The sequence below is a fragment of the Arthrobacter woluwensis genome (assembly GCF_030816155.1).
GTDB classification, from domain to species: Bacteria; Actinomycetota; Actinomycetes; order Actinomycetales; family Micrococcaceae; genus Arthrobacter_E; species Arthrobacter_E woluwensis_A.
Genome location: NZ_JAUSXR010000001.1, coordinates 2,826,679 through 2,846,139 on the forward strand (window position 1 = coordinate 2,826,679; position 19,461 = coordinate 2,846,139).

Genomic DNA, 19,461 nt, shown 5'->3' on the forward strand with positions numbered 1-19,461 from the left:
CTGCCGTGGAGTGGACAGGAGAAGACGGCGCCGGTGCTGCTTCATGGGACTGAGACATCAAGGACAGGCTACACGTCAGCCGCACAATGGGGCCGAATGGTGGTTAACTACTGCAAGGACAACGCGGGCCCCGGCCCAGAGCCTCAACAGAAGGACTGCTCATGCCCACCTCCGGGCCCCATCACCAGCCCCCACGGCCCTCCCGGGCCGAGGGGGCTCCGACGTCGGGCGGACGCGCCACAGGGAAGGCCCGCCGCGGCGTCGCGCCGGCCGCTCCGGGCGGCCGGACGCTGCGAGGCGATCCCGGCATGGACGCCCCGTTCGCCGAGCCCCTCACCGGCTGGCAGCCCCCTCAGGAGCCCGGAAGGTTCGGTGCCTTCACGGCGGTGCGCGACTTCGTCGACCGGCTGGCCAACTCCTCGCCCGCCCGCCTCGCGCTCGTGGCCTTCAGCTCGGTCATCCTGCTCTTCACCTTCCTGCTCTCGCTGCCGATGGCCTCCAGCAGCGGACAGGTCACCCCGCTGCACCAGGCCCTGTTCACCGCGGTCTCGGCGGTCTGCGTCACCGGCCTGACGGTGGTCTCGACCGCCACGCACTGGACGTTCTTCGGACAGTTCGTGATCATGATCGGCATCTTCGTCGGCGGGCTCGGCACGCTGACCCTCGCCTCCCTCCTCGCCCTCATGGTCAGCAAGAAGCTCGGCGTGCGCGGCAAGCTCATCGCCCAGGAGGCCATGAACAACGCCGGCAGGCTCGGCGAGGTCGGCACCCTGCTCCGGGTGGTCATCATGACGTCCATGGTGATCGAAGGCGCGCTGGCCCTCGCCCTCATCCCGCGCTTCTGGACGCTCGGCGAGAGCTTCTGGACGGGCATCTGGCATGGGGTGTTCTACTCGATCTCCGCGTTCAACAACGCCGGATTCACCCCGCATTCGGATGGGATCGTGCCCTATGAGACGGATCTGTGGATCCTGATCCCCCTCATGCTGGGCGTGTTCCTGGGTTCCCTGGGCTTCCCCGTGGTGATGGTCCTGCAGCAGAACGGCCTGAACTGGCGCAAATGGAACCTCCACACGAAACTCACCATCCAGGTGTCCCTCATCCTCCTGGTGGTCGGCAGCCTGCTCTGGGCGCTCATGGAGTGGGACAACCCCCGCACCATCGGCAGCATGGGGGTCGGGGACAAGGTCATCCACTCCGTGTTCGCCTCGGTGATGACCCGTTCGGGCGGGTTCAACCTGGTGGATCAGAACCATCTGGACTCCACCACCATGCTCCTGACCGATGCGCTGATGTTCGCCGGCGGCGGCTCGGCGTCGACGGCCGGCGGCATCAAGGTCACCACGATCGCCGTGATGTTCCTGGCCATCCGGGCCGAGGCCCGAGGTGACGCGGACGTGAAGGTCTACGGCCGGACCATCCCCCAGGGCACCATGCGGGTGGCCATCTCGGTGATCGTCATGGGCGCGACCTTCGTCTCGGTCGCCGCGTTCTCCCTGCTCGCCATCAGCGGCGCCAGCCTGGACCGGGTGCTCTTCGAAACCATCTCAGCCTTCGCCACCGTGGGGCTGAGCACCAACCTCAGTGCTGAACTGCCGCCCGCGGGCGTATATGTTTTGAGTGCTCTGATGTTCGCCGGACGCGTCGGCACGGTCACCCTGGCCGCGGCGCTGGCGATCCGGCAGCGGAGCCAGCTGTACCACTTCCCGGAAGAGAGGCCGATCATTGGCTAAGAACCAGGGCGCCACGAACCGCCCCTCCCCCAACGCGCCGGTCCTCGTGATCGGGCTGGGCCGTTTCGGCGCCGCGACGGCCGAGCAACTGGTCAAACAGGGCCGCGAGGTCCTGGCGATCGAGCGCGACCGCACCCTGGTCCAGAAGTGGGCCCCGGTCCTGACCCACGTGGTCGAGGCCGACGCCACGAACATGGATGCTCTGCGGCAGCTGGGCGCACAGGAGTTCTCCTCCGCCGTGGTGGGAGTGGGCACGTCCATCGAGTCGAGCGTGCTCATCACCGTGAACCTGGTGGACCTCGGCATCGAACACCTGTGGGTCAAGGCCATCACGCCGTCGCACGGCAAGATCCTCACCCGCATCGGCGCGAACCACGTCATCTATCCGGAGGCCGACGCCGGCGTCCGCGCGGCGCACCTGGTCTCCGGCCGTCTGCTCGACTTCATCGAGTTCGACGACGACTTCGCCATCGTCAAGATGTACCCGCCCAAGGAGACCGTCGGTTTCACCCTGGAGGAGTCCAAGGTCCGCTCCAAGTACGGCGTGACCGTGGTCGGCGTGAAGTCCCCCGGCGAGGACTTCACCTACGCGCGGCCGGACACCAAGGTCTCCAGCCACGACATGCTGATCGTCTCAGGCCACGTCGATCTCCTGGAGCGTTTCGCGGCACGCCCCTGAGACTCTCTCCTTCGGCCACCGGCACGCGAGGTCACAGTTGAGGCCCGGAAAACCATGTTTTCCGGGCCTCAACTGTGACTTCGCGGGTGACGAGCGGGCGCGTCAGTCCAGGCTTGCGGTGATCTCCGCAGCACGGGCCGCAGCGGCGCGCGCACCGGCGGCGATGATCGCGGGAATGCCCTTCTCATCGAAGGTGGCGATGGCGCGTTCCGTCGTGCCGTTGGGGCTCGTGACGGCCTTGCGCAGCGCCGCGGCGTCGGCGCCCTCTTCGCCCAGCATCAGGCCCGCTCCCGCGACCGTCTCGCGAGCCAGGAGGGCGGACAGCTCGGGATCCAGCCCCAGTTCGACGCCGGCGGCGGCCATGGCCTCGGCCAGGTAGAAGGCGTAGGCGGGTCCGGAGCCGCTGACGGCGGACAGGGCGTCCACCTGCTCCTCCGGGATCTCGACGACGGTCCCCACCGTTTCGAACAGCTCCCGGACCGTGGCGAGCTGGTCAGCACTGGTGCTGGTGCCTCCGGACACCGAGATGACGCCCTTGCCCAGACGCGCGGGCGTGTTGGGCATGGTGCGGATGACGGGCTGACCGGCCGGCAGAGCCGCTTCCAGCTGCGCGATGGACACGGCCGCGGCCACACTCACCACGACGGTCTCCGGTGCGAGCACCGGGGCGATCTCCCGGGCGAGCGCGGCGATCCCCACCGGCTTGACCCCCAGGATCACGACGGCGGCGTCCCGCACGGCTTCACGGTTCGCCTCCGGGTCCTCGGAGCCCGCGATGGCCACCACCCCGTGGCGCTCCGCGAGTTCCGCGGCCCGTTCGGCGCGACGCACCGTGGCGACGATGTCGCTGGGCTCAGAGCCTGCGGCGATCATGCCGGACAGGATGGCTTCGTTCATGGATCCACAACCGAGGAAGGCGATTCTGCTCATGTCCCCATCTTGGCACGGAGCGTCCAAGGGGCACGAGGCTCGTGACAGCAAGGGGTCGAGGGGTCGAGCGCCTGAGCAAGCTGGGGGGGTTGGTTTGAGCACCGGGCCTGAACACGAGGCCGGCCACATTGAGTGCCAGCACCGGGCCCGACCACACGGGGGCCGAGCGTGGCGTGGCACGCCGGTCAGGCCAAGCGATCCGACCACATCTTGAGACGCAGGTCACCGACCGTTTTCCCGATTCCCAGGCTATGCACGGGTTCGGTGAAGCCTCTTCACAACTTGCCTTCCTAGAGTAGTAACTACCTCAAAGGGTGCGAGTGAATCTGCGGATGCGAAAGCGTCCGCACGGAAGTCGGTAGCTGTTCGGGTTTTCCCCCTGATCCCCCGTTCAGCTGCCGGCTTTCGGTCTTTAACGCCGCGTTACGCGGCCCGCCACGCCGGAGCGCCACGCGTCATCTGACATCGTGGACAAAGTATTCCCACGTCAAACACGTGTTAAGTGAAAATCGTCGCTTTTCCCAGGGAGTTCCAAGGTAAAAACTGTTGTTTCGGGGAGCTTGAAGAGTAAAGTAGTTATTGCCTCATGGAGGTGCGAGTGATGATCCAGCCCCGCAAGGGCTGGACGACGCCGGGTAGTGCAAGGAACGTTCCCCCCAAGTGTTCCTTGATCAAGCTACCCGGCGTTCGCTCGTTAACGTGCAGGTTCGTCAGCGGGCCCGTGAGTAGGCCCGCCCTTCAACCGCGGGCCCCCGGCGGGCCGGGATCGTCACGATCCCGGCCCGCCGGCGACCCCGGACGGTCAGAGTCCGGCCAGCAGCTTCTTCATCTCGGCGATCTCCGCGGCCTGATCGGCCACGATCTTGCGGCTCAGTTCCACGGACTTCGCATCCTTGCCGTCACGGCTCTCCGTGCGGGCCATGGTGAGCGCCCCCTCGTGATGCTTGATCATCTGCGTCAGGAAGAGCCGCGCGGCGGCCGTTCCCTGAGCGGACTTCAGCTGCTTCAGGTCCTCGGCGCTCATCATCCCCTCCATCGAGTGGCCTCCGTGATCGGCGGGATTCTCACCCCAGCCGCTGAGCCACGAGGTGAGCGTGGCGATCTCCGGACCCTGCGCCTTCTGGATCCTTCGGGCCAGGGCCGTCACCTCCGCAGGCAGCCCCTTTTTCTCCAGCACGATCCCGCTCATCTCAAGGGCCTGCTGATGGTGCGGGATCATCATGGCGGCGAACATCGTGTCCGCGGCATTGTGGCCACCTTGAGCAGGGGTGCCGGCCGACGACGCCGGAGCGCTGGACGCGGACATACTGTGCCCGGGCATCCCGGCCATGTCCCCGCCCGAGCCCCCGGAGCCCGTCGAGCAGGCTGAGAGCAGGAGCGCGGCGCTGAGTGCGGCCGCCGTGGTGATCAGTGTCTTCTTCATGAAATGGGTCCTTCCAGTGGATTCAGGGGTCGGTCAGCGATGCCACCGGGACCTCACGTTCTGCTGATGCAGAGTTCCACCAGGGACGGCGCTCCCGGACCACGAGGCGACGCCGGGACCATCAACTCCCGGAACGTCATCCCGAATCCGGCCCGCAATTGGGCCGGAGCCACGAGCCCCGGTGCCTGGCCGCCCGGCAAGGGTACGCAGCCCGACCCCGTGCCTGCCATGGTGTGGCACGGAGCCGGGCCGTCACACGGTGCGGTAGCCTCCGACGGCGAGCCGTCCCCGGCGTGGGGGACGGCGCCGTCGTCGTGGGCCGGCTGAGCCGCCGCATGCGAGTGGGCCGCGGCCAGCGGAAGGCCCGCGAGCGGGTGCATGCCCAGGAGCCCCGCCACCACGCCGAGGACGAGCAGCAGCCGCTTCAGCACGGTCATACGAGCGACGCCGGATCGAGGCGGAGGCGGCGCAGCAGCTGTGCGTTGAGAGCCACCACGATCGTGGACAGGGACATGAGCACGGCACCGGCCGCCGGAGACAGCACGACGCCGGCGAAGGCCAGGACGCCCGCGGCGAGCGGCACGGAGAGCACGTTGTAGCCCGTGGCCCAGACCAGGTTCTGCCACATCTTCCGGTAACTCGCGCGGGAGAGCTCGACCAGGGAGAGGACCGCCCGCGGGTCGTTCCCGGCCAGCACCACCCCGGCCGATTCGACGGCGACGTCCGTGCCGGCGCCGATCGCGATCCCCACATCGGCCCTGGCCAGCGCCGGGGAGTCGTTGACGCCGTCGCCCACCATCGCCACGCGCAGACCCCGGGCCTGCAGCTCCGCGACCTTGCCGTCCTTGTCGGCGGGCAGCACCTCGGCGAAGACCTCGTCGATGCCGAGTTCGGACGCGACCGCCTCGGCCACCTGACGGGCGTCGCCGGTGATCATGGCGACCCTGATCCCCCGCGCCTGGAGAGCGGACACCGCTTGCCGGGACTCGGGCCGGATGCCGTCCTCCAGGCTCAGGGCACCCAGCACGGTCCGGTCCCGGAGCACGTGCAGCACCGCCGCGCCGCGCGATGACCAGGCCTCCGTGGCACCCCGCAGCTCCTCGGGCTCGGTGACGCCCAGTTCGGCCAGCAGGGCGGGGCCGCCCACCTGGTACTCCACACCGTCGACGACGGCGCGAGCCCCTCTCCCGGTCAGCGCGGCGAAGTCCCGGGCCGGGGGAACCGTCAGGCCACGCTCCCGGGCCGCGCGGACGATCGCGCGGGCCACAGGGTGCTCGCTGTCAGCCTCGACGGCGGCCGCGAGGGCGAGCATCCGGTCGATGTCGCCGTCGACCGCGGCGGTCTCGCGGACGGCCGGCTCACCCTGCGTGAGGGTCCCGGTCTTGTCGAAGAGCACGACGTCCACGGTCCGCATCTTCTCCAGGGCGATCCGGTTCTTGATAAGGATCCCGGCCCGCGCCGCCCTTTCCGTCGAGATCGCGATCACGAGCGGAATGGCCAGGCCCAGGGCGTGCGGGCACGCGATCACGAGTACCGTCACGGTCCGGGTCACGGCCTCGGGGATGTTCCCCAGGAGGGCCCAGACCAGGAAGGTCAGAAGCCCCGCGCCGGTGGCGAAGTAGAAGAGGAAGGCGGCCGCGCGGTCGGCGAGGGCCTGCGTCCGGGACGAGGACGCCTGCGCTTCGGCGACGAGCCGCTCGATGCCCGCCAGTGCAGTGTCCCCGCCCACCGCGGTGACCCTGACCCGCACGCTGTTGTCCGTGGCGACGGTGCCGGCGACCACCTGGTCGCCCGGAGACCTGAGGACGGTCCGGGACTCGCCCGTGATCATCGACTCGTCGAACTCGGCCCGCCCTTCCGTGATCACGCCGTCCGCGGGCATCCGCGAACCGGACCGGACCAGGAGCAGGTCGCCTGCCCGCAGCGCGGAGGTCGGCACCGTCTCGGTCCCCTGATCCGTGAGGCGCTCCGCCTCATCGGGCAGGAGCGCGGCGAGGGCGTCGAGCGCACCGCGGGCCGAGCCGAGGGCCCGCATCTCGATCCAGTGCCCGAGCAGCATGATGGTGACCAGCAGAGCCAGCTCCCACCAGAAGTCCAGGTCGAAGCCGCCCAGGCCCAGGGTGGTGGCCCAGGACGCCAGGAAGGCCACGGTGATGGCCATGCTGATCAGGAGCATCATGCCGGGGCGGCGATCCCGCAGTTCCTGGGCGCCGCCTTTCAGGAACGGTGCGCCGCCGTACAGGAAGATCACGGTGCCGAGAATGGGCGTGATCCAGGACGAACCGGGGAACTCCGGGGCGCGGAAGCCCAGCAGGTGGCCCACCATGGGGCTGAAGAAGACCACGGGGACGGAGAGCACGAGCGTGAGCCAGAACCGGCTGCGGAACATGGCGGTGCTGTGTCCGGCGTGTTCCCCGTGCTGGTGGACCTGGTGGTCGTCGTCCGGCGCGTGGTGGTGGGTGTGGTGAGTGTGTGCTGTCGTGGTGGCCGTGGGCGGCGCCGTCGTCAGCGAGCCGGGCTCGTGGGAGCCGGGCTCCTGGGAATCGGACTCGTGGCCCTGTTCGCCGTGGCCAGCGGAGGCCTCGTCGCCAAGGATTTCAGGATTCTGCGGGTGGTGATGGTCGTACTGTTGCTGCTTCATGTCCCCTCCCGGGAGATCTGCCGCGCGCTGCCGACGGGACCGCGCCCGCCGGCAACGGATCGGCTCAGCGTTCGCTCAGGTGGAAGCCGGTGGACGCGAGAGCGTCACGCACGGCCGAGAGTCCGGCCGTTCCCGAGACACGGAGCCTCGAGGTTCCGCCCGGGACCAGCTCGACGCTGCTGGATTCGACGCCGTCCACGGTGGAGAGCGCCGTCTCCACCTTCCGGACGCAGCTGCCGCAGCTCAGGCCGTCGACGCCGACGTCGAGCGTCTGCGCCGCCGGCTGGGACTGTTCTGGAGCCGTTTCTAGCGCGTCGGTCGAGGGGCTGGGCGCCGCCGGGGCGCAGCAGGAGCAGGAGGATTCCTGCACGGGGGTGAGGGTCAGTTCATTCCGGAGTTCGGAGTCGCACATGTCAGTTCCATTCCTTGACGTGAGAAAGGTCGTGGGTGCTGGGGTTGAACGGCTGTGACGGCGGCGGAAAGACGACCGCCTGGACATACCACTTCACTGACAACGCTTCAAAAATACCCCTGGGGGGTATCTAGGTCAAGCCCTCACTCCGATGACATGAACGAGGCGGGACGGCAGGGGTGCTCGAAACCGTGGGTTTCCGCCGAAACCGCGCGCACAACACACTGTTTCAGCGGAAACCCACGGTGTCGGCGAAAGAGGGGGCGCGGGAGTGGCTAGCGGGCCAGGTGACGGCGCGCGAAGGCGAGGGTCTGCGCGAGCATCTCTTCCCGCTCCCCCGCGACCTTGGCCTTGCGGGTGCTGATCTCGGCCACCACGACGCCGTCGAAATCGGAGGCGGCCAGGTACTGAAGGGCCTCGGCGCAGCGCTGATTGCCCTCCCCCGGCATGAGGTGCTCGTCCTTGCTGCCCACGCCGGTGCCATCCGTGAGGTGCACGTGCCGCAGCGCGGAGCCCAGCTCCCGCATGGCGTCCAGGCTGTCCATGCCCGCCGTCGCGGAGTGCGAGAAGTCCCAGGTCACATGCTGGTACCCGAATCCGAGCGGGTTCCAGTGCGGCAGGTACATCAGGATCTCCCGGCCACGGACGCGCCAGGGGTACATGTTCTCCACGGCGATCTTCACGCCGTGACGCTCCTGCGCCTCGAGCACGCCGTCGAAGAACTCCTCGGCATACCCGTTCTGCCAACGGAACGGCGGGTGGACGACCACGACGTCGCAGCCCACCTCACGGGCCATGAGGCACGACTGCTCGATCTTGTTCCACGCCTTGCCCCACACCTGCTGGGTCAGCAGCAGCGTCGGCGCGTGGATGGACACGATCTCCTGGCCGTACCGTTCACTCAGCTGGCGGAGGGCGCGCGGATCCTGGCTGATGGGGTTGTTGGTGACCATGACCTCCACCCCGTCGTAGCCCAGGTCCTGGGCCACGGCGAAGGCGTCATGCACGCTCAGCGGGTACACGGAGGCGCTGGACAGCGCGACCGTGAGGGGAGACTTGCCGGATTCGGCCATCTCAGAGTTCTCCCTCGTCCTTGACGTGGGCCGGAGGGTCCAGCGGCCCGTCGAAGACCAGCTGGTCGAGACGCCGCAGGATGAGCCCTTCACGCAGGGCCCAGGGGCAGATCACGATCCGCGGCTGGTCGAAGAGTTCCAGCGCGGCCTCGGCCACGAGGGCGCCGGCCAGCAACTGAGGCGCCCTGGCCAGCGAGACGCCCGGCAGATGCAGGCGGTCTTCGGCACTCATGGCGGAGATCCGCTGCGCCCAGAGGCCGAGGTCCTCGCGAAGGAGCTCACGCCGCACATACGGGCCGGCCGCGCTGGGCGCGGCACCGGCGATCCGGGCCAGCGAGCGGAAGGTCTTGGACGTCCCGGTCACCACATGCGGGGTGCCGACCCGGGCGAAGTCCTTCACGACGGGCTTGAGCGTGGACCGGATGTACTTCCGGAGTTCCTTGACGCTCTTGGCGGTGGGAGGATCCTCAGCCAGCCAGTCACGCGTCAGGCGGCTCGCGCCGAGCGGAACACTCGTGGCGATCTCCGGGAGCTCGTCACGACCCAGGGCCATTTCGAACGAACCGCCGCCGATGTCCAGGTCCAGGACGGTGCCCGCAGCCCAGCCGAACCAGCGCCGGACGGCGAAGAAGGTCATCTCCGCCTCTTCACTGCCGGACAGCTCACGCAGGGTCACGGTGGTCTCGTGCTTCACGCGGGCGAGCACCTGCGGACCGTTCGTCGCTTCCCGGATCGCCGAGGTGCAGAACGCCAGGAGGTCCTCCGCTTTGTGCCGGGCGGCGAACTCCCAGGCCTCCAGGACGAACTCGACGAGTTCCTTCTGCCCGGCCTCGTTGATGCTGCCGTCCGGCTCCAGGTACTGGACCAGGGAAAGCGGCCTCTTGTGGGAGGCGAACGGCACCGGCTGGGCACCCGGATGGGCGTCCACCAGCAGCAGGTGGACGGTGTTGGAACCGATATCCAGGACGCCTAGACGCATGTGCTCATTATGTCCTGTGTCAGGCCTTCTTCTTCGCGGCCGGCTTCTTGGCCGTGCTCCGTGACGTGGTGCTACGGGCGGTCCGCTTCACCGGCCCCTTGGCCCGCTTCTCCGCCAGAAGTTCGACGGCGCGTTCCCGGGTCAGCTCCTCGACGCTCGTGGAGCGCGGGACGGTGATGTTGGTGATCCCGTCGGTGATGTACGGCCCGAAGCGGCCCTCCTTCACCACGATGTTCTTCTCCGAGACCGGGTCCGGCCCGAACTCGGCGAGCGGCGGAACGGCCGCACGGGCGCCACGCTGCTTGGGCTGCGAGTAGATCTCCAGCGCCTGTTCCAGGGTGATGGTGAAGATCTCCTCTTCGGAGCCGATCGACCGGGAGTCCGCGCCCTTCTTCAGGTACGGACCGAAGCGGCCGTTCTGCACCGTGATGGGAGTGCCTTCCTCATCCTGGCCCAGCACGCGGGGCAGGCTGAGCAGCGCCAGGGCCTCGTCCAGCGTGACGGTGTCCACGGACATGGACTTGAAGAGCGAACCGGAACGCGGCTTGAGCTTGACCGGCTTCTTCGGGGGCTTCGGCTTGCCGTTCTTGTAATACTCGACCGGCTGCGCGGCGATCTCCTCGGCCGTCGGCTCGGGGATGATCTCCGTGACGAAGGCGCCATAGCGGCCGTTCTTGGCCACCACGGTGTGCCCGGTGTGCGGGTCCACTCCGAGGACGCGCTCTTCCGGGGCGGAGTTCTCCAGCAGCTCGCGGGCCTTCTCCGGGGTCAGCTCGTCCGGCGCCAGGTCCTCGGGGACGTTGGCGCGCAGCGCCTCCACCACCTCACCGGTCTTGGCGTCGACCGTGGGCACGGTGCTCTCCAGGTACGGGCCGAACTTGCCCACCCGGAGGACGATGCCGTCGGTGACGGGGATCGAGTTGATGTCACGCGCGTCGATCTCGCCGAGGTTGTTGACCACGGACTTCAGGCCGGCGTCCTTGCCGCCGTCACCGAAGTAGAAGTGCTTGAGCCAGCTGGCGCCGGGCTCCTCACCGCGGGCGATGCGGTCCAGGTCCGTCTCCATGTCAGCGGTGAACTCATAGTCCACGTAGTCGGAGAAGTGCTGTTCGAGCAGCTTGATGACGGAGAACGCGATCCAGCTGGGCACCAGGGCGGAACCCTGCTTCCGGACGTAGCCGCGGTCCTGGATGGTGGAGATGGTGGCCGCGTACGTGGAGGGACGGCCGATGCCCTCCTTCTCCATCTCGGCGGTCAGCGAAGCCTCCGTGTACCGCGGGGGCGGGGACGTCTGGTGCCCGACGGCGGTGATGTCGCCACCCTGCAGGCGGTCGCCTTCGCCGACGTTCGGCAGCCGGCGAGACTCGTCCGAGTCGTCCTCGCGGCTTTCGTCCTTGCCCTCCTCATAGGCGGCCAGGAAGCCGGGGAAGGTGATGACGGTGCCGGACGCCGTGAACTCGGCGTCCCGGCCGTCGGAGGACACGGCGCCCAGCTTGATGGTCGCCGTCGAGCCCTTGGCATCCGCCATCTGCGAGGCGACGGTGCGCTTCCAGATCAGTTCGTACAGGCGGAACTCGTCAGCGGAGAGCTGGGACTTGACCTGCGCCGGGGTGCGGAAGGCGTCACCGGCGGGGCGGATGGCCTCGTGGGCCTCCTGCGCGTTGGCGCTCTTGTTGGCATACACGCGGCGGCTGGACGGGATGTACTCGGCGCCGTACAGCTCGCTCGCCTGCTTGCGGGCCGCGTTGACGGCCTCGTCCGAAAGCGCCGACGAGTCGGTGCGCATATAGGTGATGTAGCCGTTCTCGTAGAGACGCTGCGCCACCTGCATGGTGATCTTCGAGGAGAAGCGGAGCTTACGGCCCGCCTCCTGCTGGAGGGTCGACGTGGTGAACGGCGCTGCCGGACGGCGGGTGTACGGCTTGGTCTCCATGGAGCGGACGCTGAAGTCCGCGGATCCCAGGTTCTCCGCCAGGCTGGTGGCCGAGGCTTCGTCCAGCAGGGCCACGGCCTTGCCCTTGAGCTGGCCGGCGTCGGTGAAGTCCTTGCCCGTGGCGAGACGCTCGCCGTTGACGGCGCTCAGCTTGGCCTTGAAGGACTCGCCCGCGGCACTGAAGACACCGGTGAGGTCCCAGTACGAGGCGGACGTGAACGCCATGCGTTCCCGTTCGCGGTCCACCACGAGGCGGGTGACCACCGACTGCACGCGGCCTGCGGAGAGCCCGCTGGCGACCTTCCGCCAGAGCACCGGGGAGATCTCGTAGCCGTAAAGGCGGTCCAGGACGCGGCGCGTCTCCTGAGCGTCCACCAGATCCGTGTCGATGTCCCTCAGGCTGGTCATGGCCCGCTGGATGGCTTCCTTGGTGATCTCACCGAAGGTCATCCGGTACACGGGGACCTTGGGCTTGAGCACCTCGAGAAGGTGCCACGCGATGGCTTCGCCTTCGCGATCCCCATCAGTGGCGAGGTAGAGCTCGTCGGCGTCCTTGAGCTGCGCCTTGAGTTCCGCCACCACCTTCTTCTTGTTGCTGGAGACCACGTAGTACGGCTTGAAGTCGTGATCCACGTCCACCGCGAACTTGCCCACCGAGGTCTTCTTCAGCTCGGCGGGGAGTTCGGAGGGCTGCGGCAGGTCACGGATGTGACCGATGGAAGCCTCCACCACGAAACCCTCGCCCAGGTACTTGGCGATGGTCTTGCTCTTGGCGGGAGACTCCACGATCACGAGTTTCTTGCCGGTCTTGGCCTTGGTGGGCACGGTGCTCCTACGGAATTCTTCTCTGGCGGGCCTGACGCCCATATCTGCCTAGTTCACCACACTTTGCCGGGCAGTTCCGACATGGAGCCTGCCCTGTGGACATCCGGCCTCCGGCCGGGACGGGACCGCGGCTCTAGGGAGCGCTGTCCGGCACGATCGACCACAGGGCGGAGACCCTGCGGGTGTCCTCGGAGGCCTCGTTGCGGTCCTGCACGGCGTATTCCCTGATCAACTGGTTCATCCGGTCGATCAGCTCGCGTGCCTTGGACGGGTCCAGGTAGAGCACTTCGGTGGACATCGACATCGAGGGGAAGCGCTGGTTCTCGGCGCCCCGCAGGGTCAGCTCGTCCCGTTCCTGATTGTGAGCGAGGATACGGCGGCGCTGCGCATCCAGCTCGAGATCCAGGATCGCGAGCTCGGGGTGCCCCGAACCGCTGACCGACTTGATCATGAAATCGGTGCCCGCAGCCTTCCAGCGGCGCTCACGCGCGTCGCCGTCGCTTTCGGCGGGCTCCACCATGCCCCATTTCTGGAGTGCGCGGAGGTGATAACTCATCGCGCTGGGGGTGAGTCCGGTGACGGCCGCGAGTTCGGTGGCCGTGCGGCTCACCTGGCTCGAATAGAGGTCACTGATGGCAGCCAGGCGAGCGGCATGCGCAAGCGCACGGATGGCCTTCGGGTCGGAGATCTCCACCTGGCGGCGGGGCTCCTGCGCAGTTTCTGAAGCCTGGGTGCTCACAAAACCATTCTATCGATTGGGGGCAGATATGAAGGAAATCTTTGACGAAACTGCCCCTGAGGTCCAGCACTCCGTCAGGGCTGGGACACCAGGCCTACGGGAACAAGAAAGCCATCGATCACCAAATTGTGCACGTCTTCCAGCAATGCGGCAATGCGGGACGCGTCATCGATCGGTCCGCCACCCTCCGCCGAAGGGGTCAGACTCACGACGGCGGCGGCCAGCTGGGCGGCCGTGAAGTCGCCATCGCAGGCCGAGACGAAGCCCGCGAGCTCGCTGCTGAGCAGGTTGGTGCGCCGCAGTCCGGCGCCCTGCCGGAGCAGGATCACGCCGGGATGCTCCGCGCCCGGGCGCTGATGACGTTCCTCCGTCACGTCCTCCGCCACGACGAGGGCCGCGTCGCCCACTTCATGCTCCTCGAGCCAGGCCCGGCGCTCCAGGGCGGCGAGCAGGTGAGGCCCGAGCGGCTGCTCCACGGGATAGGTGATCTCCTCGAAGCGCTCGAGGTCGGGTCCCTCCCACGCGCCGGTCAGCAGCACCATGCCGAAACCGATCGCCCCCACATCGCGGGCCGCGAAGTCGTTCAGATAGTCCCGGTAGCTGCGGGCGTACAGCTCAGGGTCGCGGCCTTCCGAGGCGTCCTGAAGCCAGGTCTCGGCGTAGAGCTCGGGGCTGAGCTGCTCCCGCTGGATGACCCACGCCCCCGCGCCGTCCGGCAGCCACGACCGCACCCGCTCGTCCCACGCGGCGCCTTCCGCGATCTCCCAGTTCCCGAGCATCTGGGCGGCCCCGCCCGGGTTGAGGACGCCCGGCAGGTCCCTGAAGAGCGTGGAGACGATCGCGTCACCCGGGAGCCCGCCGTCCCGGTACGTGAACTGGTCGTCGGTGGACTCGCCGTCGTGACGCGGGGTGATGACGAACGGCGGATTCGAGACCACCAGGTCGAATCGGTCCCCGGCGACCGGCTCCAGGAGCGAGCCGCAGCGCAGGCTGACGCGGTCGTCCGGGTGCTCCGGGTCGATCCCCAGAGGCCCGGCATTGAGCAGCAGATTGAAACGGGTGACGGCGAGCGCCCGCGGGGAGATGTCCGTGGCCACCACGTGCCGCGCATGCTGGAGCAGGTGGAACGTCTGGATCCCGCAGCCGGTCCCGAGGTCCAGAGCCGTCCCGACCGGGCGGCGCAGGGTGACCTGGACGAGCGTGGTGGAGGCCTGGCCGATGCCGAGCACGTGGTCATGCCGGAGCACCCCGGGTCTCTGGTGAGCGCCCAGATCGCTGGCGACCCAGAGCAGCGTCTCCGCCCCGTCCTCACCGGTCCACGCGTACGGCCGCAGGTCGACGGCGGCCTGGACGGCGCCGTCGTCGGCCCGCTCCACGAGGCCGAGCGCCAGGAGGCCCGCGATCCCCAGCCGCGGCAGTGCCGCCTCCAGCGCCTCGGCCTGCTGCGGCGCGGCCAGCAGCCACAGCCCGACGACGGCGGCGAGCCCGCGCCCGGCGTGCGGCTCGAGGGCGATACGGGCCGGGACGAGCTGGTCCCGCGAGAGCGACTCGTACGCGGGCGCTCCGAGCAGGTCGGCGACGCCGTCGGCGGTGTAGTCGAGGGCCTTCAGATCCGAGGCCAGGGCCTGGAGGAGAGGGAGGTCGTCGGCGCGCGGCGCGTCCACGCGGGCTTCGGGCGAGTCCTGCCAGGAGGTCGGTTCAGTCACCTTGCCATGGTAGGCGCACCGGCCGGGACGGGCGGGTTGGGACCCCGCCCCTACCCCGCTAATTGTTATTCCGGTAGCATCACATGTTGCCTGACGCGAAACCTGCGGGCTCCCCGCTGTTCCGCCCGGCGTCGATTCGAAGGAGCATCATGGAGACACCCACCCAGGCCAGCGTCGAAGAGGCTGCCGCAGCGATCGTCCAGGCCTTCCGGGCCAATGACCGGGATGCGTATTTCGGCACGTTCGCCGAGGACGCCACGTTCGTCTTCCACCCCGAACAGCACCGCCTGAACGACCGCGCCTCCTACGAGCGCGCGTGGGACGGCTGGCGCGCGGAGGGCTGGGCCGTCCTCGACTGCGTCTCCCGTGACGCCCTCATCCAGTGCTATCCCGGGATGGCCGTCTTCACCCACACCGTCGACACCACGGTGGACCCGGGGGACGGCAGCACCGAGCGCAGCACCGAACGCGAGACCATCGTCTTCCGCACCGAAGGGGACGGCCTGATCGCCGTCCACGAGCACCTGTCCACCGTCCCCGGGGAGTGACGCGTGTCCCTGAAAACGGTGTACGCAGGACTCGACGCCCGGCTCTCCGCGGAAGCTGACAGCTCCGGGCCCGTCAAGGGCACCCTGTCCGGCGCGCGGATCGGGATGATCTGGCTCGCCGCGAACCTCGTGGTCACCACGCTGCTGACAGGCACGCTGTTCGTGACCGCGGTGCCGTTCCCCACCGCCGTCGCGATGATCGTGGCAGGGACGCTGGTGGGCGCCATGGTCCTGACGTCCATCGGCGCGATCGGCACACGCACCGGTCTGCCCACCATGGCCGTGACCCGCGGCGCGTTCGGCCTGCGCGGCTCACTGCTGCCGGTCGGGGCGAACGTCGTGATCCTGATGGGCTGGAGCTGGGTGCAGGCGATGCTGGCCGGCGTGACCGTGAACCACGTGGTCCACGAGTTCACGGGCTTCAGCAATCCGGTGCTGTTCTCGATGCTGTGCCAGCTGCTCGTGGTGATCCTGGCGATCTTCGGACACTCGGGCATCTCCCGGGTCGAGCCGTGGCTGGCCGTCGTGATCCTGGTGGTCATCGCCTGGGTCTTCGCCACCGCCCTGGGCCGTTTCGCCCCCTCGGAATTCGCCGCGATCGCGGTGGACCCGGCCCTCGGCTCGACGCCCGCGATCGTCCTCGACCTCGTCATCGCCACGGCGGTCTCCTGGACCGTCCTGTCCGCCGACATCAACCGCATGGCCCGCAGCACCCGTGCCGGGGTCCTCGGTGGCGGCATCGGCTACTCGCTCTCCACCATCGTCGCGATGCTGCTCGGCGCCACCGCGCTCGGCTACGTGGTGCTCTCGGGCGGGGACGCCGTCTCGTTCGACCCCGTCGCCATCGTGGGCCCGTTCGGCATCCCGCTCGCGCTCGTGATCTTCTTCTCCGTCATGGCCACCAACTCGATGGTGGTCTACGGCATGACCACCACCGTGGTGAACGCCCGGCCCGACGGGCGCGTCCGGTTCCTCCCCGCCGCTCTCATCCTCGGGACGGTCTCGATCGCCGGTTCGGCCTGGCTAGGTCTGCTCGACCAGTTCACGTCCTTCCTGACGGTCATCAGCTCGCTGTTCGTCCCGGTGTTCGCCGTAGTCATCGTCGACTACTACTGGTTCAAGCGCGCGCGGTACGGCGCGGACCTGCTGCGGTCCTCCGGCGGGGCGTTCTGGTACTCCGGGGGCGTCAACTGGGTGGCGGTCGTGAGCTGGGCCTCCGGCGCCGCCGTCTCGGTGGTGCTGAGTTTCGTGTGGCCCAGCCCCCTCGGAGCCACGCTGCCGACGTTCGTCTGCTCGGCGTTGCTCTACTGGGGTGGCATGAGACTGAGCGGTCACACGCGGGCGGCCCGGCTCCCGGTCTGAGCGTCCGGGTGGCGGACGGCGTGAGCGGCGGGGCCGGCGTCGTCGGCCGGTGACTGCCCGGGCACTGCACGGGGACGACGACGGCGCGCGGTAGCGTAGATACATGACCTCCCGCATGACTGTCCTCACCCGCGCCCTCACGGCGGGAGCGCTCGGCGCACTGCTGCTCGGAACGGTGTCAGGATGCGTGCAGCGGCCGGGCATCGAGCAGGTGGACGTCCCGTCCTGGCAGGCCACGGCGCTGCCTTCGGCCTCGGGCGCCGTTCTGGGTGGCAGCGGCAAGCTCCTGGACCGTCATCCGGCCGACACGTCCCTCGCCCACCTCACGGCGGGGAACTACACCTTCACCATGACCTGCGAAGGCAACGGCAAGACGTATTTCACCCTCTCCGTGGCGGGCAAGGAAGCGGCCGATGCCACGAGCGCCTGTAACGGCAACAAGGACGTCGTGACCGTGTCCCTGCCGGCCGGGGATCTCAGTGTCAAGGCGTCCACGGTCGACGCCCCCATCATCTACGCGTTCCAGCTCGTCCCGAAGGGCTGAGCCGGGCTGGCGCTGGCACCGTTGGAGGGGCTGCCGCCGTCGGCGGGGCCGTGGCGGCGCTGGCACCGTCGGCAGGGCCGTGGTGGGGCCGGGTCAGGCGACCTGGCAGCCGTCCGGGCAGCGCAACTTCTCCGGGTCCGCGGCGCATTCGGCGCAGTAGAGGGTCAGTGTGCGGCATTCCGGGTTGCCGCAATTGTGGAAGTCGCTCGTGGGGGCGGCGCAGCGTGCACAGGCGCCGATGGTCTTCGCCTCGTCGCTGAACTCGAGGTGCATGCGCTTGTCGAAGACGTAGAGCGAGCCCTCCCAGAGGCCCTTGTCCTTGAACTTCTCGCCGTAGCGGACGATCCCGCCGTCGAGCTGATAGACCTCGGTGAAGCCGCGGTTGACCATCAGGCTGGAGAGCACCTCACAGCGGATTCCGCCCGTGCAGTACGTGACGACCGGCTGATCCTTGAGGTCGTCGTATTTCCCGGAGTCCAGCTCACGGATGAAGTCATGGGTGGTGGCGACGTCCGGCACGATCGCGTCCTTGAATTTGCCGATCTGGGCCTCGAAGGCGTTGCGCCCGTCGAAGAACCGCACGGGCCGGCCCGCGGCCTCCTTTTCGGCCACCAGGGTGTGCAGCGCTTCGGGCGAGAGGTGCGTGCCACCGCCGACGACTCCGTGGTCGTCGACCTTCAGTTCACCGGGTGCCCCGAAGGAGACGATCTCCTCGCGGGCCTTGACGCTCAGCCGCGGGAAGTCCTCCGCCCCGCCGTCGGACCACTTCACGTCCAGTCCCCGGAACGCCCCGTACTCCTTGGTGGTGCGGACGTACTCCTTCACGGCCTGGATGGGACCGCCGACGGTGCCGTTGATGCCGTCCTTCGAGATGATGATCCGGCCCCGCAGACCGAGCTTCTCGCACAGCGCACGCTGCCACAGCCGCACGGCGTCCGGGTCGGCGACGGGGGCGAAGGCGTAATAGAGGGCAATCTTGTTCTGGGCCACCGTTAAAGGTTAACGTTCCGGCGGATCGCGGCTGTCCCCGGGGGCACGGGCCCGCGTCCGCTCGGCGTCGAGATGACTTTGAGACTGAGAGTTTACCGACAAGATACTGATACCGGCTGTCGCTTTAACCGGCCCTGTCATAGGCTCGAATCATGACTGCGGAGACCCTGATGGAAGACATTGACGGCCTGCTGGATGTCTGGGTGGAAGGCTGGGCCGGCTGCCGAGGCTATTCGGTGGCGCGCGTCGGGGCCTTCCCTGCCGTGGACCGTGACGACAACGTCAAGGCCCGCGAGTTCTTCGCTGTGGAGCCGTCGGCCGAGGATTTCGCGAACCTCGCGCAGCAGACCCGTGAGGTGCCGGGACGTCTCCTGACGGTCCTGACCCGTGACCCCCAGAAGTACCTTGCTCTTGGCGATTCCGAGGGCCTTTTCCTCAATTCGACCTCCGAGTCGATGATGATCGTCGACATGGACACCCAGGACACCGAGGACCCCTGGCTCCCGGACGATGATCTCGAAGTCAGCTACACGGTCGTGGACGGCTCCCACCGTGCGGAGGTCCGCGCGGGTGACGTCGTAGCGGCCAGCGGCCGGGTGTTCGTGGCCAACGGCACCGTCGCCGTCTTCGACCAGATCGTCACCCATGACGATTTCCGCCGTCGCGGCCTCGGCAGCTTCATCATGAAATCCCTGGCGGCACGGTCCTTCGAGCACCCGGTGGAAATCGGCCTGCTCCTCGCCTCCGCGGACGGCCGCCTGCTGTACTCCCACCTCGGCTGGCAGGAAGTCTGCGCCGTGGTCATGTTCTCCAGCACGGAGCAGAAGCCCGCCGACATCTGAGCGGCCTGAGCGTCCGGTTCCAGAATCGTCGGTTCCTGAGTCGTCGGTTCCGCCGGCACTTCCTGATGGGATGCCGCTCCGGCCGGGCACCTGGGTCCCGCG

17 protein-coding genes are annotated in these 19,461 nt (G+C 68.4%); 6 read left to right on the forward strand and 11 right to left on the reverse strand.

From position 1 onward, the window contains the following. Positions 1 to 308: 308 nt before the first annotated feature. Together QFZ52_RS12925 and QFZ52_RS12930 are read left to right on the forward strand one after the other, a co-directional pair. The gene (locus QFZ52_RS12925; protein ID WP_373425717.1) at positions 309 to 1,733 is read left to right on the forward strand and encodes a TrkH family potassium uptake protein; all 1,425 of its coding nucleotides are present in this window, start codon (positions 309 to 311) and stop codon (positions 1,731 to 1,733) included. After that, positions 1,726 to 2,412 (forward strand): potassium channel family protein, encoded by a 687-nt coding sequence (locus tag QFZ52_RS12930; protein ID WP_066215881.1) that lies wholly within the window; start codon positions 1,726 to 1,728, stop codon positions 2,410 to 2,412. The genes QFZ52_RS12925 and QFZ52_RS12930 overlap by 8 nt, the downstream gene beginning before the upstream one ends. 102 nt (positions 2,413 to 2,514) lie before the next feature. Here QFZ52_RS12930 and proC read toward each other — a convergent pair whose 3' ends face one another. The 10 genes from proC to QFZ52_RS12980 all read right to left on the reverse strand — a co-directional run bounded on the left by proC (position 2,515) and on the right by QFZ52_RS12980 (position 15,073). Further along, positions 2,515 to 3,342 (reverse strand): pyrroline-5-carboxylate reductase, encoded by an 828-nt coding sequence (gene proC, locus QFZ52_RS12935; protein WP_307497997.1) that lies wholly within the window; start codon positions 3,340 to 3,342, stop codon positions 2,515 to 2,517. A gap of 802 nt (positions 3,343 to 4,144) precedes the next feature. Beyond that, positions 4,145 to 4,765, reverse strand: coding sequence for a DUF305 domain-containing protein (locus tag QFZ52_RS12940; protein WP_307497998.1), 621 nt, complete (start codon positions 4,763 to 4,765; stop codon positions 4,145 to 4,147). A 53-nt stretch (positions 4,766 to 4,818) separates the two neighbouring features. Further along, positions 4,819 to 5,202, reverse strand: a complete 384-nt coding sequence (locus QFZ52_RS12945; RefSeq protein WP_307497999.1) for a DUF6153 family protein — start codon at positions 5,200 to 5,202, stop codon at positions 4,819 to 4,821. Then, positions 5,199 to 7,406, reverse strand: coding sequence for a heavy metal translocating P-type ATPase (locus tag QFZ52_RS12950; protein ID WP_307498001.1), 2,208 nt, complete (start codon positions 7,404 to 7,406; stop codon positions 5,199 to 5,201). The genes QFZ52_RS12945 and QFZ52_RS12950 overlap by 4 nt, the downstream gene beginning before the upstream one ends. A 64-nt stretch (positions 7,407 to 7,470) precedes the next feature. Continuing rightward, positions 7,471 to 7,818 carry a heavy-metal-associated domain-containing protein gene (locus tag QFZ52_RS12955; protein ID WP_307498002.1) on the reverse strand — a complete coding sequence of 116 codons (348 nt, stop codon included), beginning with the start codon at positions 7,816 to 7,818 and terminating at the stop codon, positions 7,471 to 7,473. A gap of 275 nt (positions 7,819 to 8,093) precedes the next feature. Continuing rightward, positions 8,094 to 8,891 carry a sugar phosphate isomerase/epimerase family protein gene (locus tag QFZ52_RS12960; RefSeq protein WP_307498004.1) on the reverse strand — a complete coding sequence of 266 codons (798 nt, stop codon included), beginning with the start codon at positions 8,889 to 8,891 and terminating at the stop codon, positions 8,094 to 8,096. Position 8,892: 1 nt separating this feature from the next. Beyond that, positions 8,893 to 9,870: a Ppx/GppA phosphatase family protein gene (locus QFZ52_RS12965; protein WP_307498005.1), complete on the reverse strand. Its 978-nt coding sequence runs from the start codon at positions 9,868 to 9,870 to the stop codon at positions 8,893 to 8,895. 19 nt (positions 9,871 to 9,889) lie between these two features. Further along, complete coding sequence (gene topA, locus QFZ52_RS12970) at positions 9,890 to 12,628, reverse strand: type I DNA topoisomerase (protein WP_307498006.1); 2,739 nt, start codon at positions 12,626 to 12,628, stop codon at positions 9,890 to 9,892. Positions 12,629 to 12,761: 133 nt separating this feature from the next. Further along, positions 12,762 to 13,367: a winged helix-turn-helix domain-containing protein gene (locus QFZ52_RS12975; protein WP_307498007.1), complete on the reverse strand. Its 606-nt coding sequence runs from the start codon at positions 13,365 to 13,367 to the stop codon at positions 12,762 to 12,764. Between the two features lie 74 nt (positions 13,368 to 13,441). Further along, entirely contained in the window at positions 13,442 to 15,073 is a 1,632-nt protein-coding gene (locus QFZ52_RS12980; protein WP_307498008.1) for a DUF7059 domain-containing protein, read from the reverse strand. Positions 15,074 to 15,222: 149 nt separating this feature from the next. Here QFZ52_RS12980 and QFZ52_RS12985 point away from each other — a divergent pair, with 149 nt between their 5' ends. The 3 genes from QFZ52_RS12985 to QFZ52_RS12995 all read left to right on the forward strand — a co-directional run bounded on the left by QFZ52_RS12985 (position 15,223) and on the right by QFZ52_RS12995 (position 17,527). Continuing rightward, a complete protein-coding gene (locus tag QFZ52_RS12985) occupies positions 15,223 to 15,621 on the forward strand; it encodes a YybH family protein (RefSeq protein ID WP_307498010.1) in 399 nt (132 codons plus the stop codon). A gap of 3 nt (positions 15,622 to 15,624) precedes the next feature. After that, positions 15,625 to 16,983 (forward strand): purine-cytosine permease family protein, encoded by a 1,359-nt coding sequence (locus tag QFZ52_RS12990; protein WP_307498011.1) that lies wholly within the window; start codon positions 15,625 to 15,627, stop codon positions 16,981 to 16,983. A 103-nt stretch (positions 16,984 to 17,086) separates the two neighbouring features. Continuing rightward, positions 17,087 to 17,527, forward strand: coding sequence for a hypothetical protein (locus QFZ52_RS12995; protein WP_307498013.1), 441 nt, complete (start codon positions 17,087 to 17,089; stop codon positions 17,525 to 17,527). 93 nt (positions 17,528 to 17,620) lie between these two features. Here QFZ52_RS12995 and trhO read toward each other — a convergent pair whose 3' ends face one another. Next, positions 17,621 to 18,517: an oxygen-dependent tRNA uridine(34) hydroxylase TrhO gene (gene trhO / locus QFZ52_RS13000; protein ID WP_307498014.1), complete on the reverse strand. Its 897-nt coding sequence runs from the start codon at positions 18,515 to 18,517 to the stop codon at positions 17,621 to 17,623. 152 nt (positions 18,518 to 18,669) lie between these two features. Here trhO and QFZ52_RS13005 point away from each other — a divergent pair, with 152 nt between their 5' ends. Next, positions 18,670 to 19,359 (forward strand): GNAT family N-acetyltransferase, encoded by a 690-nt coding sequence (locus tag QFZ52_RS13005; RefSeq protein ID WP_307498015.1) that lies wholly within the window; start codon positions 18,670 to 18,672, stop codon positions 19,357 to 19,359. The last annotated feature ends 102 nt before the right edge of the window (positions 19,360 to 19,461 follow it).

Excerpts from the sequence above, each read along its gene's own strand:
- QFZ52_RS12985 (WP_307498010.1), top strand. The coding sequence starts at position 15,223 with ATGGAGACACCCACCCAGGCCAGCGTCGAAGAGGCTGCCGCAGCGATC.
- QFZ52_RS12950 (WP_307498001.1), bottom strand. The coding sequence starts at position 7,406 with ATGAAGCAGCAACAGTACGACCATCACCACCCGCAGAATCCTGAAATC.
- QFZ52_RS12955 (WP_307498002.1), bottom strand. The coding sequence starts at position 7,818 with ATGTGCGACTCCGAACTCCGGAATGAACTGACCCTCACCCCCGTGCAG.
- QFZ52_RS12945 (WP_307497999.1), bottom strand. The coding sequence starts at position 5,202 with ATGACCGTGCTGAAGCGGCTGCTGCTCGTCCTCGGCGTGGTGGCGGGG.
- QFZ52_RS12965 (WP_307498005.1), bottom strand. The coding sequence starts at position 9,870 with ATGCGTCTAGGCGTCCTGGATATCGGTTCCAACACCGTCCACCTGCTG.
- QFZ52_RS12940 (WP_307497998.1), bottom strand. The coding sequence starts at position 4,765 with ATGAAGAAGACACTGATCACCACGGCGGCCGCACTCAGCGCCGCGCTC.
- QFZ52_RS13005 (WP_307498015.1), top strand. The coding sequence starts at position 18,670 with ATGACTGCGGAGACCCTGATGGAAGACATTGACGGCCTGCTGGATGTC.
- proC (WP_307497997.1), bottom strand. The coding sequence starts at position 3,342 with ATGAGCAGAATCGCCTTCCTCGGTTGTGGATCCATGAACGAAGCCATC.
- QFZ52_RS12960 (WP_307498004.1), bottom strand. The coding sequence starts at position 8,891 with ATGGCCGAATCCGGCAAGTCTCCCCTCACGGTCGCGCTGTCCAGCGCC.
- QFZ52_RS12995 (WP_307498013.1), top strand. The coding sequence starts at position 17,087 with ATGACCTCCCGCATGACTGTCCTCACCCGCGCCCTCACGGCGGGAGCG.
- QFZ52_RS12925 (WP_373425717.1), top strand. The coding sequence starts at position 309 with ATGGACGCCCCGTTCGCCGAGCCCCTCACCGGCTGGCAGCCCCCTCAG.